This window comes from Sphingomonas sanguinis NBRC 13937 (genome assembly GCF_001591005.1).
GTDB classification, from domain to species: domain Bacteria; phylum Pseudomonadota; class Alphaproteobacteria; order Sphingomonadales; family Sphingomonadaceae; genus Sphingomonas; species Sphingomonas sanguinis.
In genome coordinates this window covers 1-16,962 of the sequence record NZ_BCTY01000027.1, presented here as the reverse complement: position 1 = coordinate 16,962, position 16,962 = coordinate 1, and the positions used below count along the sequence as shown (strand labels likewise).

Genomic DNA, 16,962 nt, shown 5'->3' with positions numbered 1-16,962 from the left:
GCGGACCCCGGCCCCGATCAACCTCTCCCAACCGATCGGGGCGGGGCCACTTCCAAGGAACGGGACTGCGACACCATTCGCGCCCGGGCCAACCAGGTTGACGCTCGCATGACGCATATGATCCACCCCGCTGACCGACCGGCCTTTGCCGGTGGGATCGCGGTGTCGTGGGTCCGCACCGGCCCCGTTGCCGGTGCTGCGGCTGAGAGCGGCACGCTTTCCGTTATTTCCAGCGGACCGGCGCCCCGCGCCGCCGCCCATCCTATTTACCGCGCGCGACGGCTGCCACTGGGCCCGGCGCGCGCGTGGAGACTTCATAATGACCACGCGTATGCTGATCGACGCACGCCACCGGGAAGAGACCCGGGTGGCCGTCGTCAAGGGTAACCGGATCGAGGAATTCGACTTCGAGTCGGCCGAGCGCAAGCAGCTCAAGGGCAATATCTACCTCGCCAAGGTGACCCGCGTCGAACCGTCGCTGCAGGCGGCGTTCGTCGATTACGGCGGCAACCGTCACGGCTTCCTGGCCTTTTCGGAAATCCATCCCGACTATTACCAGATCCCGAAGGAAGATCGCGAAGCCCTGCTCCGCGAAGAGGCCGAACACGCTGCCGAAGAGGCCGCGCTGCGCGCCGAGCTCGACGCCGAGGATGATGACGATCACGACGGCGACGATCATGACGACCACGCCGACGACCATCATGACGACGAGGATGGCGAGGCCGCGCCGCGCCCGCGCAAGTCGACCGTCAACGACGACCAGGTCGAGGCGCTGCGCCAGCGTCGCCAGAATCTGCGCCGTCGCTACAAGATCCAGGACGTCATCCATCGCCGCCAGGTGCTGCTGGTCCAGATCGTCAAGGAAGAGCGCGGCAACAAGGGCGCGGCGCTGACCACGTACCTGTCGCTGGCGGGCCGCTACTGCGTGCTGATGCCCAACACGTCGCATGGCGGCGGCATCAGCCGGAAGATCTCGAACGCGGCCGACCGCAAGCGGCTGAAGTCGATCATGGCCGACATGCAGCTGCCCTCTACCATGGGCTGCATCGTCCGCACCGCGGGTCTTCAGCGGACCAAGACCGAGATCAAGCGCGACTTCGACTATCTCGCCCGCCTGTGGGACGGCATCCGCGAAAAGACGCTGCACTCGTCGGCGCCTGCGCTGATCTATGGCGACAGCGACCTGATCAAGCGCGCGATCCGCGACATCTATAATCGCGAGATCGAGGAAGTGATCGTCGAGGGCGAGGAAGGCTATCGCCAGGCGAAGGACTTCATGCGCCTGCTGATGCCTGCGCACGCCCGCCGGGTGAAGCAATATGCCGATGCCGTGCCGCTGTTCCAGCGCGCGCATGTCGAGGACCAGCTGGCCGCGATGTACAATCCGGTGGTCCAGCTGAAGTCGGGCGGCTATCTGGTCATCAACCCGACCGAAGCGCTCGTATCGATCGACATTAACTCGGGCCGTTCGACCCGCGAGCATAATATCGAGCAGACCGCGACCGCGACCAACCTGGAAGCCGCGCAGGAAATCGCGCGCCAGCTGCGTCTGCGCGACATGGCGGGCCTCGTCGTCATCGACTTCATCGACATGGACAACAACTCCAATGTCCGGAAGGTCGAGAAGGCGATGAAGGAGGCGCTGAAGAACGATCGCGCCCGCATCCAGGTCGGCCGCATCTCGTCCTTCGGCCTGATGGAAATGAGCCGCCAGCGCCTGCGCACCGGCGTTCTGGAAGCGTCCACCCGCCCCTGCCCGCATTGCGAGGGCACCGGCCTGGTCCGCACCGCTTCGTCGTCGGGCCTGTCGGCGCTACGCCTGATCGAGGACGAGGCCGCACGCGGTCGCGGCTCGATCCTGACGCTGCGCGCCAGCCAGGAAGCGGCCGTCTACGTCCTGAACCGCAAGCGTGCCGACATCGCCGAGATCGAAGATCGCTATGGCGTGACCGTCGAGATCATCCCCGACCGCGAGGAAGAGGGGGCGCGCATGACCGTCGAGGCCTCGGGCCCGCCGCCCGCCTATGCGCCCAAGATCGACATGCTGCTGCCCGTCGAGGAGGATGAGGACGATCTGATCGACGAGATCGAGGAAGAAGAGGACGAGGAAGAGGCCGAAGAGGCCGCGACCGAAGCCGCTGCTCCCCGCGAGTCGCGCGAAGAAGGCGAAGGTGGTGGCCGCAAGCGCCGTCGTCGCCGCCGTGGCCGCCGCAACCGTGGTGGTGCCGAGGGCGAGCATGGCGAAGGCGAGGACCATGCCGAGCACGCCGAAGAGGCGGACGCCGAGGACGCCGACGAGCAAGCTGAGGACGAGGCCGCCGAGCCGGTCGACGCGACCGAATCGGAGCCGCGCGAAGGCGGTCGCCGCCGTCGCGGACGTCGCGGTCGCCGTGGCGGTCGCCGGAACGAGGGCGGCACGAACGACGCGATCGAGGCTGCGGCCGAGGACGCTTCGGACGACGCGGCGGATGAGCCGCTGACCATCGCCGAACCGATCGAGGCGGGCGACGCCGCGCCGGTCACCACACCGCTGGTCATCGCCGAGGTCGAAGCCGAAGCCGAAGCGCCCAAGACCCGCCGCCGTCCGCGCGCTCGCAAGGCCGCGCCGGTCGTGACCGAGACGGTCGAGACGCCGGTGACCGAGGAAGCGCCCGCTGCCGAAGCTCCTGCAGTTGAGGCCGAGGCTCCGGCCAAGCCGAAGCGCGTTCGCAAGAAGGCCGCACCGAAGGTCGTCGCCGAACCGGCCGCCGAGGAAGCAACCCCTGCGGCCGAAGCCGAGGCGGAAGCTCCGGCCAAGCCCAAGCGCGTTCGCAAGAAGCCCGCGCCGAAGGCAGCGGCAGAGCCGGTCGTCGAGGAAACCCCCGCCGCCGAACCCGCCCCTGCGGAGGAAGCGACCGAGGAAAGCGGCTCGACCGAAACCCCGCGTCGCGGCTGGTGGCAGCGCACCTTCGGCGCCTGACACCCGTTACAGCCGATGTGAGAACGCCCTCCTTCCCCAGCGGAAGGAGGGCGTTTTGCGTTTTCGGGAATAATCTCGTGGATAGCCCGCTCCGCCCCGTTCCTCCCCTGGCAGGGGAGATGGCAGGCCGTCAGGTCGGACGGAGGGGTGTCACCGCCCAAGAGGTTTACCGGCTTCGACCATCATGCCCCTCACCGCCCAGGAACGCGGTCGCCGGAACGGGGCGAATGAAGCTCAGCCGCTCTTGCGACGATCCGCCACGAGCACCCGCGATGCCGCACACAGGCTCTGTCCGGGCTTATGGGAGACCGGCAGGCCCACGCTTGTGCGATGCGCTCCATCGCGAAAGGCCAACACGCGAAAGCCATGCCCAATTCCGCCCTGTTCGATCCACACGATCCAGCGATCGCGCACGCGATAGGCCCGCAGGAAGCGCGAACGGGGCGTTCCATCGCGCACGATATCGGACGGATTGAATGGGCCGCCCGCCTCAGCAATGGGGTGCCCGACGCTGCCCACCAATGCGGCCCGTACCGAGGGGGGCAGATCCACCATCCGGCCGACCACCGGCCCTTCGCCCGGCACCACGCAGCGCGGCAGGTCCGGCATCGGGAACACCGGCGGCCTGTCGAACGTCCCCATCATCATGTGCGCCCCCTCCCGTTCGCCCGGCGTTCAGCCATGTCGTGGCACAGCCTGCCCATCCTGTCCTGAACTGCAAAGCCGGTTGTGTCGCGAAGCCGACCCGACGATAGAGGTATCATGAAGCGTCTGATCGCAGCCTTCGCCGCCACGGCCGTCCTCTGGGCGCAGCCGGCCGCCGCGCAGTCGATCCTGCGCGATGCAGAGACCGAGGCGCTGTTCGCCGACATGTCCGCGCCAATCATCAAGGCGGCTGGGCTAAATCCGCACGATGTGAAGATCGTCCTGATCAACGACGATTCGATCAACGCCTTCGTCGCGGGCGGGCAGATCGTCTATGTCCATTCGGGCCTGCTCCAGGCGGCTGAGAATGTGAACGAGGTGCAAGGCGTCGTCGCGCACGAGCTGGGCCATATCGCCGACGGCCATGTGGTGCTGAGCGAACAGGCCATGAAGCCTGCGATGAAGATGCAGCTGCTGTCGATGGTGCTGGGGCTGGCCACCGTGGCCCTGGGTGGCGGCGCGGCGGGCATGGGCATGATGGCAGCGGGCCAGCAGGCGGCGATGAGCAACGTCCTGGCGTTCAGTCGCAACCAGGAATCGGCCGCCGACGCGGCGGGCGCCCGCTATCTGACCACCGCCGGGGTCACCGGCAAGGGCATGCTGAGCTTCTTCAAGAAGCTGCAGAACCAGGAATATCGCTACGGCTATACGAACATCGATCCGTTCGCGCAGACCCATCCACTGTCGGCGGTGCGTATCCAGTCGCTGACCGACGATCTGAAGGCCTCGCCCGCGTGGAACAAGCCGGTCGACGCCAAGCTCCAGGAACGCTTTCTGCGCGTGAAGGCCAAGCTGCTCGGCTATGTCTCGCCGCCCGAGCAGACGCTCAACAAATATCCCGACAGCGACCAGAGCGTGTACGCGCATTACGCGCGCGCCTATGCCTATCATAAGGGCGGCTATCCCGACAAAGCCGAGGCGGAGGCCGCTGCCCTGATCGCGCGCGATCCCAAGGACCCGTATTTCCAGGAGATCGAGGGGCAGATCCTGCTCGAGTCGGGCAAGCCGCAGGAGGCGCTCGCGCCTTTACGCGCCGCGACCATGGGGTCGGGCCAGAACGCGCTGATCGCCACCACCTTCGGCCATGCGCTGATCGCGACCGAGGATAAGCGCAACCTGCCCGAGGCGGTGAAGATCTTGAAGGTCGCGGTCCAGCGCGACGAGGACAATCCCTTTGCCTGGGTCCAACTGGGCACCGCCTATGAACAGCTGGGCGACACGCCACGCGCCGCGCTCGCCACCGCCGAGCGGGCGAGCATGATGGGCGACGACCGTACCGCCATCCAGAGTGCCCGCTATGCGATGGCCAATCTCACCCCCAATACGTCCGAATGGATTCGGGCGCAGGATATCGCCATGACCTCTGCCGACTCCGCCAGTTCCAAGAAGAAGAAGCACCGCTAATGGGCATGAAAACATTGGCCGCCGTCGCGGTCCTGGGCGGCCTGGTCGGCGGCGGCACCGCGCTGGCGCTGGCCCCGATGGTCACGCCCGGCGGCGCATCGGGCGACAGCGTGCGCGCCTATCTGCTCGGCCACCCGGAAGTGATCCCCGAGGCCATGCAGCGGTTGCAGGATCGCGAACAGGGCAAGGCGGTGGCGGCGATCGGCGGCGACCTGACCAAGCCGTTCGGCAATGCCTATACCGGCAACCCCAAGGGCGATGTCACGCTGGTCGAATTCTACGACTATAATTGCGGCTATTGCCGCGCCAGCCTGCCCCTGCTCAAGCAACTGACCCAGGCCGATCCCAAGCTGCGTATCGTCTATCGCGAGCTGCCGATCCTGGCGCCGTCGAGCAAGGCGGCGGCGCGCGCCAGCCTGCTCGCCGCCTCGCAGGGCAAGTTCGCCGCCTTCCACGACGCGCTGTATGCGGGCGGTCCGGTCAGCGACGCGACCATCGCCGCCGCCGCCGCCAAGGCGGGCGTCGACATCAGCAAGATGGCGGCGTTCCAGCCCCAGGCCGATGCCGAAATCCGCCGCAACCTGGAAGCCGCCGGGCGGCTGGGCCTGACCGGTACGCCCAGCTGGATCGTCGGCAACCGTATCCTGTCGGGTGCGTTGCCGCTCGAAGAGTTGCAAAAGGCCATCGCCGCCGCCCGAAACGGTTGATAAAGCGGCGGTCTTCCTACGGGGGCCAAATACGGGGGACTGCCGCATGACCGACCCGATCCTGTCCGTCGAGGGCGTGACGAAGACCTATAAGGGCGGCGTCACCGCGCTTCAGCCGGTCGACCTGACCATCCGGCGCGGCGAAATCTTCGCGTTGCTGGGGCCGAATGGCGCAGGGAAAACGACGCTGATCTCGATCGTGTGCGGCATCGTCACGCCCTCGGCCGGGACCATCCGGGTCGACGGGCATGACGCCCTGCGCGACTATAAGACCGCGCGGCGCAAGGTCGGGCTGGTGCCGCAGGAACTGTCCGTGGACATGTTCGAGCGGGTCATCGACACGGTGAATTTCAGCCGGGGCCTGTTCGGTCGTGCGCCCAACCCGGCCTATATCGAACAGGTGCTGCGCGACCTGTCGCTGTGGGACAAGCGTCATGCCAAGCTGATGGAACTGTCGGGCGGCATGAAGCGCCGCGTGCTGATCGCCAAGGCGCTGTCCCACGAACCCGATCTCCTCTTCCTCGACGAACCGACGGCGGGTGTCGATGTCGAGCTGCGCCGCGACATGTGGAAACTGGTCCATGCCTTGCGCGAGCGGGGCGTCACCATCATCCTGACCACGCACTATATCGAGGAGGCCGAGGAGATGGCCGATCGGGTGGGCGTGATCGCCAAGGGCCAGCTGCTCCTGGTCGAGGAAAAGGCCGAGATGATGAAGAAGCTCGGCAAGCGCGAGATGGTGCTGACCCTGGCCGAGCCGATGGCGACGATCCCGTCCGAACTGGCCGAATGGAACCTGTCGCTGGAGGATGAGGGCAAGCGCCTGCGCTACATCTTTGACGCGCGCGCGGAGCGGACCGGCATCCCCTCGCTGCTGCGCAAGCTGGGCGATCTGGATATCGGGTTCAACGATCTGGAAACCTATAAATCCTCGCTGGAGGATATCTTCGTCGATCTGGTCGAGGGGACACGCGCATGAACCTGCATGGCATCTGGTCGATCTATCGTTTCGAGATGGCGCGGTTCCGGCGGACGGTGTGGACCAGCCTGATGGTGCCGGTCATCACCACGACGCTCTATTTCGTGGTGTTCGGCACCGCGATCGGATCGGCGATGAACCAGGTCTCGGGCGTGCCCTATGGTGCGTTCATCGTGCCGGGCCTCATGCTGCTCTCCATCTTCTCGGAGAGCATCCTGAACGCCAGCCTGGGCATCTACATGCCCAAATTCACCGGGACCATGTACGAGATATTGTCCGCACCGCTGTCGCCGATCGAGACGGTGCTCGGCTATGTCGGCGCCGCGGCGAGCAAGTCGATGGTGATCGGGCTCGTCATCCTCGCCACCGCCTATCTGTTCGTCGACCTGTCGATCCTGCACCCGGTCGCGATGGTCTTCTACCTGTTGCTGGTCGCGACCACCTTCTCGCTGTTTGGCTTCGCGATCGGCATCTGGGCGCGGGGGTTCGAACAGTTGCAGGTGATCCCGCTGCTGATCGTCACCCCCCTCACCTTTCTGGGCGGTGCCTTCTACTCGGTGAAGATCCTGCCCGAGCCGTGGCGGACGGTGACGCTGTTCAACCCGGTCGTGTATCTGATCAACGGCTTCCGCTGGACCTTCTTCGGCACCTCGGACGTGACGCCGGGGGTCAGCCTGGGCGTGACGGCGCTGTTCCTGCTGGCGTGCCTGGCCTGGATCGGCTGGATCTTCCGCACCGGCTGGCGACTGAAGAACTGACGTCTTCTTTACGCCCGACTCCCCGGCGAAGGCCGGGGCCCAGTTGCAGTGCGCTATCTAGGATGTCGGGCATCTGCCTCCCCCTCAACGTCTCGGCACACGCGGATTTGCAGGAACTGGGCCCCGGCCTTCGCCGGGGAAAGAGATCACTTCTTGAGCACCCCATTGGTCAACGGCAGGACGACCAGCCCGTTTACGTCGACCAGCGTGTGGACCAGCATCACCACCCACAGGCTGCCAGTCATCAGGTAAAGGCCGGTCATCACCGCCCCCAGCGCGGTGGTGGCCAGTACCCCGGCCCAGCCCTGATAACGGTGCATCGCCCCGAACAGGATCAGCGACGCGGCAAAGCCGATCCACGCCTGCCCGGTCAGCATCGCGACCAGCAGCGGCAGATAGAGGCGGAAGAACGCCTCCTCGGTCACCCCGGCCGTCACGCTCAGCGCCAGCGCATATTTCACCTCGCGCCGCTCGCGTGGCAGCAGCGCCGAAACATTGCCGATCGGCTTGCGCCGCCGAAAACGGGCGATCAGCGCCCCGGCGACCAGCCCACCCGTAGCACCACCGATCAGCAACGACGACAGCGCGCCATCATCGTCGAAGATCGACGGCATCACGCCCGCCGCCGCCGCGAACTCGCCCGGCATCACCGCCCAGGCCCCCACCCGGCCGAGCAGCGCCAGCCCGACCAGCACCGGCAACAGAAACGCCAGCGCCGACCGGGCCAGCCAAAGCCGGAACCGCATCCGGCGCGAATGGCTGTCGTCCAGCGCGCAGAAGCGTCGATACTCACCCAGATCGCCCTTCTGGAACCACCACACGCCCCCCAGCGCGGCGAGCAGCAGAAGCCCGGCAAGGACCGGCGCCGGGATCACAGGCGATGCTGCCCCTTCACCCAGCGGACCGTGCCCGACGAGGCGCGCATCACGACGCTCTCGGTAGTCATCACCTTCGCATGGCGCTTCACCCCCGCCAGCAGCGAGCCGTCGGTCACCCCGGTCGCGGCGAAGATACAGTCGCCCTGCGCCAACTCGGTCAGGTCATATTGCTTGTCGAGGTCGGTCACGCCCCATTTGTGCGCGCGGGCCCGCTCGGCATCGTTGCGGAACAGCAGCCGCCCCTTGAACTGCCCGCCCACGCAACGCAGCGCGGCACAGGCCAGCACGCCCTCCGGCGCACCGCCCGACCCCATATAGGCGTCGATCGTCGTCTCCGGGTCGGTGGTGGCGATCACCCCCGCCACGTCGCCGTCGCCGATCAGCACCACGCCGCAACCCAGCGCCCGCAACTCGGCGATCAGCGCCTCGTGCCGCGGCCGGTCGAGCACGCAGACGGTGATATCGCCGGGCTTCACCCCCTTGGCCTCGGCGATGGCGCGGATATTGTCGCTGGGGCTGCGATTCAGGTCGATCACACCCGCCGGATAGCCCGGGCCGACCGCGATCTTGTCCATATAGACGTCGGGCGCGTTCAGCAGATGGCCCTTTTCCGCGATCGCCAGCACCGCCAGGCTGTTCGGCCCCGCCTTGGCGCAGATCGTCGTGCCCTCCAGCGGATCGAGCGCGATGTCGATCTCGGGCCCATTGCCGGTGCCAACCTTCTCGCCGATGAACAGCATCGGAGCTTCGTCGCGCTCACCCTCGCCGATCACCACGGTGCCGTCCATGTCGAGTTCGTTGAGCGCGGCGCGCATCGCCTCGACCGCAGCCGCGTCCGCCGCCTTCTCGTCACCGCGCCCGACCAGTGTGGAGGCCGCGATCGCCGCCGCCTCGGTCACGCGTACCATTTCGAGGACGAGGACGCGGTCGAGAACCTGGCTGGCGGTCTGGGTCATCTTACTCTCCTGGCGGTCATTTCGGCCGCCTTGTTGAACGTGTTTTACGCGCCTTATCCTCTGGCGCGGACAAGGCATAGCCCCGAAACATGACGGTGTGAGGCGGAATGCGACCATCCGGCGTTGGGGACGCGTGAATCACGACGTTCCCATGATCGCGCTCGATCGCATAAGCCGCCGCTATGCCACGGTCGCGGCGGTGGAGGATGTGTCGCTGACCATCGCAAAGGGCCACTTCGTCGCGCTGGTCGGCGCATCGGGCTCGGGCAAATCGACCCTGCTGCGCATGATCAACCGGCTGGAACAGCCCGATCAGGGCCGTGTCCTGATCGACGGCCAGGACATCACCGCCGAGCCCGCTCACGAACTGCGCCGCCGGATCGGCTATGTCTTTCAACAACACGGCCTGTTCCCGCACATGACGGTCGCAGCGAACATCGCGATCGGGCTGCGCATCGCCGGGCGAGAGGTCGGAGGTAGGGTGGCCGAGCTCCTCGATCTGGTCGACCTGCCGCGCGACGTCGCCGAGCGGATGCCGGAGGCGCTGTCGGGCGGCCAGCGCCAGCGGGTGGCCATCGCCCGTGCGCTCGCCACCGAACCGCCGATCCTGCTGCTCGACGAGGCGCTGGGCGCGCTCGATCCGGTCACCCGCGATGCGGTGGCGGGGCGGCTGGTCGAACTGCACGAGCGGCTGGGCCTGACCACGCTGCTGGTCACGCACGACATGGCCGAAGCGCTGCTGACTGCCAGCCGTGTACTGGTGATGGAAGCAGGACGGATCGTCGCCGATGCCACCCCCGCCGAACTGGTCGCGGGGCAAGGCGGTGAGGCCGCGCAGGCACTGATGGCGGTCCCCCGGCATCAGGCCGAGCGGCTGGCGGCGCTGGCCCGGTGAGCGCCTTCCTCGACGCCCTTGCCCGCGTACCGCCGCTGCTCGCCCAGCATGTGCTGGTCAGCATGGCTGCGCTGCTGCTCGGCATCGTCATCGCGGTGCCGCTGGCCTTTGCCTGCGCGCGGCGGCCGGGCTTGTCGCGGGTGGCGCTGGGATGCGCGAGCCTGATCCAGACGATTCCGGCGTTGGCGCTGCTGGCGCTCTTCTATCCGGTGCTGCTCACCCTGTCGGGATGGGTCGGAGGTGGGATACCGGCTTTGGGCTTCCTGCCCTCGCTGCTGGCGCTGACGCTTTATGCGCTGCTGCCGATCCTGCGGAACGGGGTGACGGGACTGCTGGGCCTCGACCCGGCCGTCCTTCAGGCCGCCGATGCGGTGGGCATGACGCGGACCCAAAAGCTGCGGCTGGTCGAGGCACCGCTGGTCGCGCCGGTGCTGGCGGCGGGCATCCGCACGGCGGCGGTCTGGACGATCGGCGCGGCCACGCTATCGACGACGGTGGGCCAGCCGAGCCTGGGCGACCTGATCTTCGCCGGGCTCCAGACCCAGGCCTGGGCGCTGGTGCTGGCGGGCTGTTTCGCCGCCGCCCTGCTGGCGCTCACGGTCGATGCGCTGATCGGGCTGATCGAGCGCGGGCTGGCGACGCGGCGGAAGGCCCTGTGGATCGGTGGGCTGGTCGCACTGGCGCTGGGCTGTGCGCTGGCGACGCAGCCGCTCTGGCCACGCGGCGGCGAGGCGCGGCCGCAGGTGGTGATCGGCGCGAAGAATTTTTCCGAGCAATATATCCTCGCGCGCCTGATCGGCGACCGGCTCAGCCAAGCGGGTTACGATGTCAGTTACCGCGACGGGCTGGGCTCGACCGTGGCGTTCGAGGCGACGGCCGGGGGCCGGGTCGATGTCTATGTCGATTATGCGGGCACGCTGTGGACCACCGCGATGCACCGGCATGACTCCCCGCCTCGCGCGGCGATGCTGGCTGCGCTCAAGGATTGGGCGGCGACGCGCGACGTGGCGATGCTGGGGCCGCTGGGGTTCGAGAATGCCTATGCCTTTGCGATGAAGGCACCGCTGGCGCGGCGACTGGGCGTAACGTCGCTCACCGATCTGGCGCAGGTCGCACCGCGATTGAAGCTGGGCAGCGACTTAGAGTTTCTCGACCGACCCGAATGGGCGGCGGTGCGTGATGCCTATGGCCTGCGGTTCGCCGGCATGACGCCCTACAGTCCGACCTTCATGTACCGGGCGCTGGGCAGCGGACGGGCGGATGTGATCTCGGCCTTTTCCTCCGACGGGCGGATCGCGGCGGACAAGCTGACGGTGCTGAGCGATCCGAAGCGGGCGATCCCGGGGTATGACGCGGTGCTGTTGCTGGCGAAGGATCGCGCGGGGGATGCCAAGTTCGTGGCGGCGTTACGGCCGATGCTGAACCGGATTCCGGTCGAGGCGATGCGCGAGGCAAACTACCGGGTGGACCGCGACGATGCGGCGAAGGAAAGCCCGGAGGCCGCCGCGCGGTGGCTGGCGAAACGGATGGGGTTGTAGGGATACCGTTCCACGAACTGTAAGCCCCTCCCGTAAACGGGAGGGGTTTGGGGAGGGCTCGGAATCTCGCAGAGACCATCGCCCGTGGCCCTGCCCTCCCCCATCCCCTCCCGCTTGCGGGAGGGGCGTGCCAAGAATCAATCGCGCAGCAGGTCGTTGATGCTGGTCTTCGAGCGGGTCTGTGCGTCGACGCGCTTGACGATCACCGCGCAGTAGAGGCCCGGCTTGCCGTCGACCGATGGCGTCGTGCCGGGCACCACCACCGAATAGGGCGGCACATGGCCCCGGAAGACTTCGCCCGTCTCACGGTCGATGATCTTGGTCGAGGCACCCAGATACACACCCATCGACAGCACCGCGCCCTCGCCGACGCGCACGCCCTCGGCTACCTCGGCGCGCGCGCCAATGAAGGCGCCGTCCTCGATGATGACCGGATCGGCCTGCAGCGGCTCGAGCACGCCGCCGATGCCGGCACCGCCGGACAGGTGGACGTTCTTGCCGATCTGCGCGCAGCTGCCCACCGTCGCCCAGGTGTCGACCATCGTGCCCTCACCGACATAGGCGCCGATGTTCACGAAGCTCGGCATCAGGATCGCGCCCTTGGCGACATGCGCGCCGCGCCGCACGACCGAGCCCGGGACCGCGCGGAAACCGGCGGCGCGGAAGTCGGCTTCCGACCAGCCGCTGAACTTCGACGGCACCTTGTCGAACCAGTGGCCTGCGCCCGGGCCATTGTCGATCAGCACATTGTCGTTCAGGCGGAACGACAGGAGGACCGCCTTCTTCAGCCACTGGTTGACGGTCCAGCCGCCCTTCCCGTCCGGCTCGGCGACGCGCGCCTCGCCCCGGTCGAGCAGCGCCAGCGCGCGGTCGACGGCGATCCGCTCCGACCCTTGCGTCGCGAAGGTCAGTTCGGCCCGGTTGTCCCAGGCGGCGTCGATGGTGGCGGCGAGGTCCTGGCTCATGGTCATTCCTCCAATATGCTGATCAGCCACGGCGTCAGCGCGTGGACGGTGTAATCGATATGCTCGCGGGCGCCCTCCGGCCCCTGTTCGGAGCCGTTGTCGACCCATACGGTCGTCATCCCGATCGCCTTGGCCGGTGCCAGGTTGCGCGCCATGTCCTCGAAGAAGATCGCGCGGGTCGGATCGATGTCGAACGCCGAACAGAGCCCCGCATAGGCGGACGGCTGCGGCTTGGGCACCAAGCCCATCGCATGGATGTCGTGCACCGCCTCGAACTGCCCGCCCAGGCCCAGCCGGTCGAGCACCTTCAACGCATAGGGCTTGTCGCCATTGGTGAAGACCAGCTTGCGCCCCGGCAGCTTCGCGATGGCGGCGGCGAGCGGCGCGTCCTCTTCCAGCACGTCCATCTCGATATCGTGGACATAGTCGAGAAAGGCGGCAGGATCGACCTGATGCTCGGCCATCAGCCCGGCCAGCGTGGTGCCGTGCGCGTGGAAATAGCTCTTCTGGATGCGGAACGCCTCGTCGCGGTCGACGCCCAGCAGGTCGCCGATGAAAGCGGTCATGCGCCGGTCGATATGCGCGAACAGATTGGCGCTCGCCGGATAGAGCGTATTGTCCAGATCGAAGATCCAGGCGTCGATATGGGCAAGAGCGGGCAGCATCGCGGCCAGCGTGTAGGCGCGGGGGCTGCCCGTCGCAAGCCCGGGCAGCAGGCCCACACACCCCGATTCTACCATCGGTCGACCGTCCCGAAGCCGGTCAGAGCCTGATCAAATCGCGCTTTCGCAGCCGCCACAACCCCCTCTATGACAAGGATAGAAGCGGGATAGGGGGACGGGTTGATCGGGCGTGGGACAGGGGGAGCGGGACGCATCGTCCGTATCGGACTGATGATGGCCTGTGCCGGTGTCACGCTGAGCGCCTGTGGCGGGGCGGGCGGCGGTATCCAGTCGACGCCGACGCCGCCCTCCACGGGAACGACCCCGACGCCCACGCCCTCTCCGACGAGCAGCGCGACGCCCAGCCAGAATTACGACACCGCCGGATACCGGGCGACCAAGGGCGCGGTGGCAATGAACGCGCTGGCCGCCTATCAGCGCGGGGCGACGGGCGCGGGCGTCACGCTGGGCATCATCGATTCGGGTCTGGACACGCGCACCGGCCTGTTCAACGGCCGGGTGTCCAGCGCCTCGGCCGATGTCGCAGGTTCGCGGGGCACGGGCGACGAGGACGGGCACGGCACCGCCGTCGCCTTCACCGCCGCAGGCGGGCGGGGTGGCGACCTGGCACAGGGTGTCGCCTTCGACTCGACGCTGTTGATCCTGCGCGCCGACCAGCCGGGCAGTTGCACCGGCAGTACCTCGGGCAACGGGCTGGGCGGCAGCTGCTCCTTTTCCTCCGACGCGATCGCGCGCGGACTGGACACCGCCCGCGTGGCGGGCGCGCGGATCGTCAACATCTCGCTGGGCTCCAACGACACGCCGCCCGCCGCGCTGCTGGCCGCGATCGGACGGGCGACGGCGGCGGGCATGATCATCGTGATCGCGGCCGGAAACGAAAGCGAATCCAACCCCACGCTGATGGCGCAGATCGCCAACGATGCCGCCGTCGCGCGCGGACAGGTGATCATCGCCGGATCGGTCGGACAGACGGGCACCATCTCGTCGTTCAGCAACCGCGCCGGACAGTCGGCCGCGCATTATCTCAGCGCGCTGGGCGAGCGGGTGGAGGCCCCCGATGAGACCGGCGCGCGCTATCTCTGGTCGGGCACGTCCTTCGCCGCGCCCCAGATCAGCGGCGCGGCCGCCCTGCTCGCCCAGGCCTTTCCCAACCTGACCGGCGCGCAGATCGCCGACCTGTTGCTGCGCACCGCGCGCGATACCGGTGCGACCGGTATCGACGATGTGTACGGGCGCGGCACGCTGGACCTGACCGCCGCGTTCCAGCCGGTCGGCGCGATGAGCGTGGCGGGGACCGGCAACGCGATCGCCATGGGCATCAATGCGCGACTGTCCCCCGCCATGGGCGATGCACGGACGGGGCGCGTGGGGCTGGTCGCGCTCGACGGTTATGCCCGCGCCTATACGCTCGACCTGTCCGGCACGATCGCCCGGGCATCGCCGCGCGCGATGCTATCGCCCGCGCTGCTCGGCCGGATCGAGGGCGCGGTGGTCAGCGACGGCACCCGCTCGGTCGCGCTGACCAGTGCGATGCAGATGCCCAGCGAGGCACGGCTGCGCTCTACCCTGCCCGCCGACGCAGCCGCACCGGGCCGCCGAATCGTCGCAGGCAGCGTCACCCAGAGCCTGACCCCCGCCACCGCCATCGGCGTCGGTTTCGCCAGCGGCGGCGATGCGATGGTCGCGGGCTGGACCGGACAGGCGGGCGCGGCCTTTCTGCTGACCGATCCGGGCTTCGGCGTCGACCGCGCCGCCACCGCCTCGGTCGCGATGCGGCACATGGTCGGCAGGATCGGCGTGAGCGTGATGGCCGAGAGCGGGCGTTTCGCCGCCACCATGCCCGGCACCGCGCCACCGCGTTACGACCAGAGCGCGGTGACGCTCGACCGGCGGATCGGCGATGTCGCCGCGACGTTGGGCATGACCCGGCTGGCGGAGCGTTCGACCGTGCTGGGCGGCTGGTTCGGCGGTGCGCTGGGCCAGGCGCGGGGCGTCAGCTGGTTCGCTGATGCCGCCGCGCGCTGGCGGAACTCGGGGGGCTGGACCCTGGGCGCCCGTTGGCGCAGCGGTTGGACGCGGGCGCAGGGCGACCTGGGCGGCGGCCTGTTGCAAAGCCGGTCCTGGTCGGTCGAGGCGGGCAAGAACGGCCTGTTCGGTCACGACCGGTTCGACCTGCGCGTGTCGCAGCCGCTGCGGGTGGACAGCGGCGGGCTCGACCTGCGTTTCCCGACGCATTGGGATTATACCCGTTCGTCGGTCGACGGCTGGACCACCGACCGGCTGTCGCTGGCCCCCGGAGGCCGCGAATTGCTGGTCGAGGCACGGCACGGGGTAATGGTCGGTGCAGGCGAGCTGTCGACGCATCTCTTCTGGCGGCGCGATCCGGGGCATATCGCGGCCCTGCCGCCCGAACGCGGCGTGGCGATGAAGTATGGCTTGACCTTCTGATACCCGGATTTGGCTGGCGAGCGGAGATGGGCGTCCCCATCTCTCTGGCATGACACGTTATTCCCTGCTCGATCTGGTGCCCGTCATCGAAGGCGGCACCGTGGCCCAGGCGCTGGCGAACGCCGCCGACCTTGCCGCCCATGCCGAGGCGGTCGGCTATCAGCGTTACTGGACCGCCGAGCATCACGGCATGGCGGGCATCGCCTCTGCCGCGACCGCCGTCGTGCTGGCGCATGTCGGGCAGGCGACCAAGACCATTCGCATCGGCGCGGGCGGCATCATGCTGCCCAACCATGCGCCGCTGACCATCGCCGAGCAGTTCGGGACGCTCGACGCGCTGTTCCCCGGGCGTATCGACCTGGGCCTCGGCCGTGCGCCGGGGTCGGACCAGCGCGTCGCGCGCGCGCTGCGCCGGACGCTGGACAGCGACCCCAACGCCTTCCCGCGCGACGTGATGGAGCTGCAAAGCTATTTCGCCGATGATGGCCAGACGGGCATCGTCGCCACGCCGGGCGCGGGCGCGCGTCCGCAAATGTGGATTCTCGGGTCGAGCCTTTATGGCGCGCAGCTCGCCGCCGCTTTGGGCCTGCCTTATGCCTTTGCGTCGCACTTCGCGCCCGATGCGCTGGACGATGCGCTGGCCATCTACCGCCGCGACTTCCGGCCGTCGGCGGTGCTCGACAAGCCTCATGCGATGGCGGGCTTTAACGTCTTCGCCGCCGACACCGATGCGGACGCCGAACTGCTCGCCAGCTCGCAGCAACAGGCCTTTGTCGCGCTGCGCACCGGCCGCCCGGGCAAGCTGCCCCCACCCGTCCCCGGCTATCGCGACAGCCTGGGCGCGCAGGGGTCGGCGATCCTCGACCACGTCCTGTCCTGTTCGGCGATCGGCTCGCCCGCGACCGTGGAGCGCCAGCTCGCCGCCTTCGTCGAGCGGACCAGGGTCGATGAGGTGATGGTGGTCAGCTCGATCTTCGACCATGAGGCGCGCAAGCGCTCGATCGGTATCGCAGCGCGGGCGATGGACGCGCTGGGGATGGTGGCGGCCTGAACCGTCTGGGTTCACGCGAAGCCGCGATGACGCGAA

14 protein-coding genes are annotated in these 16,962 nt (G+C 68.1%); 9 read left to right on the top strand and 5 right to left on the bottom strand.

The annotated features are described in order from the left end of the window. The first annotated feature begins 319 nt into the window (after nt 1–319). A complete protein-coding gene (locus tag SSA01S_RS11890) occupies nt 320–2,959 on the top strand; it encodes an Rne/Rng family ribonuclease (RefSeq protein WP_240954637.1) in 2,640 nt (879 codons plus the stop codon). Between the two features lie 234 nt (nt 2,960–3,193). Here the strand turns inward: SSA01S_RS11890 and SSA01S_RS11885 are convergent, their stop codons facing one another. Beyond that, nucleotides 3,194–3,607: a hypothetical protein gene (locus tag SSA01S_RS11885; RefSeq protein WP_061780515.1), complete on the bottom strand. Its 414-nt coding sequence runs from the start codon at nt 3,605–3,607 to the stop codon at nt 3,194–3,196. A gap of 114 nt (nt 3,608–3,721) precedes the next feature. Between SSA01S_RS11885 and SSA01S_RS11880 the strand changes: the two genes are divergently transcribed. From SSA01S_RS11880 to SSA01S_RS11865, 4 genes are read left to right on the top strand one after another with little or no spacing between them, the layout of a single operon-like run. Next, entirely contained in the window at nt 3,722–5,068 is a 1,347-nt protein-coding gene (locus SSA01S_RS11880; protein ID WP_061780514.1) for a M48 family metalloprotease, read from the top strand. Continuing rightward, the gene (locus tag SSA01S_RS11875) at nt 5,068–5,775 is read left to right on the top strand and encodes a DsbA family protein (protein WP_061780513.1); all 708 of its coding nucleotides are present in this window, start codon (nt 5,068–5,070) and stop codon (nt 5,773–5,775) included. The genes SSA01S_RS11880 and SSA01S_RS11875 overlap by 1 nt, the downstream gene beginning before the upstream one ends. A gap of 46 nt (nt 5,776–5,821) precedes the next feature. Beyond that, nucleotides 5,822–6,754, top strand: a complete 933-nt coding sequence (locus SSA01S_RS11870) for an ABC transporter ATP-binding protein (protein WP_061780512.1) — start codon at nt 5,822–5,824, stop codon at nt 6,752–6,754. Further along, nucleotides 6,751–7,512: an ABC transporter permease gene (locus tag SSA01S_RS11865; RefSeq protein WP_058715390.1), complete on the top strand. Its 762-nt coding sequence runs from the start codon at nt 6,751–6,753 to the stop codon at nt 7,510–7,512. The genes SSA01S_RS11870 and SSA01S_RS11865 overlap by 4 nt, the downstream gene beginning before the upstream one ends. A gap of 146 nt (nt 7,513–7,658) precedes the next feature. Here SSA01S_RS11865 and SSA01S_RS11860 read toward each other — a convergent pair whose 3' ends face one another. Continuing rightward, nucleotides 7,659–8,387: a CPBP family intramembrane glutamic endopeptidase gene (locus SSA01S_RS11860; RefSeq protein WP_061780511.1), complete on the bottom strand. Its 729-nt coding sequence runs from the start codon at nt 8,385–8,387 to the stop codon at nt 7,659–7,661. Further along, on the bottom strand, nt 8,384–9,346 hold the full coding sequence (gene glpX / locus SSA01S_RS11855; protein ID WP_061780510.1) for a class II fructose-bisphosphatase: 963 nt from the start codon (nt 9,344–9,346) through the stop codon (nt 8,384–8,386). Before glpX ends, SSA01S_RS11860 begins: the two co-directional genes overlap by 4 nt. Before the next feature lie 151 nt (nt 9,347–9,497). On the opposite strand from glpX, the gene SSA01S_RS11850 reads away from it, so the two are divergent. Continuing rightward, entirely contained in the window at nt 9,498–10,241 is a 744-nt protein-coding gene (locus SSA01S_RS11850; protein WP_061780509.1) for an ATP-binding cassette domain-containing protein, read from the top strand. After that, nucleotides 10,238–11,779, top strand: coding sequence for a glycine betaine ABC transporter substrate-binding protein (locus tag SSA01S_RS11845; RefSeq protein WP_061780508.1), 1,542 nt, complete (start codon nt 10,238–10,240; stop codon nt 11,777–11,779). The genes SSA01S_RS11850 and SSA01S_RS11845 overlap by 4 nt, the downstream gene beginning before the upstream one ends. A gap of 137 nt (nt 11,780–11,916) precedes the next feature. Here the strand turns inward: SSA01S_RS11845 and dapD are convergent, their stop codons facing one another. After that, complete coding sequence (gene dapD / locus SSA01S_RS11840; RefSeq protein WP_061780507.1) at nt 11,917–12,744, bottom strand: 2,3,4,5-tetrahydropyridine-2,6-dicarboxylate N-succinyltransferase; 828 nt, start codon at nt 12,742–12,744, stop codon at nt 11,917–11,919. Between the two features lie 2 nt (nt 12,745–12,746). Further along, entirely contained in the window at nt 12,747–13,409 is a 663-nt protein-coding gene (locus SSA01S_RS11835) for a pyrimidine 5'-nucleotidase (RefSeq protein WP_061780542.1), read from the bottom strand. Between the two features lie 228 nt (nt 13,410–13,637). Here SSA01S_RS11835 and SSA01S_RS11830 point away from each other — a divergent pair, with 228 nt between their 5' ends. Continuing rightward, the gene (locus SSA01S_RS11830) at nt 13,638–15,875 is read left to right on the top strand and encodes a S8 family peptidase (protein WP_061780506.1); all 2,238 of its coding nucleotides are present in this window, start codon (nt 13,638–13,640) and stop codon (nt 15,873–15,875) included. A gap of 49 nt (nt 15,876–15,924) precedes the next feature. Beyond that, nucleotides 15,925–16,926, top strand: coding sequence for an LLM class flavin-dependent oxidoreductase (locus tag SSA01S_RS11825; RefSeq protein ID WP_061780505.1), 1,002 nt, complete (start codon nt 15,925–15,927; stop codon nt 16,924–16,926). The last annotated feature ends 36 nt before the right edge of the window (nt 16,927–16,962 follow it).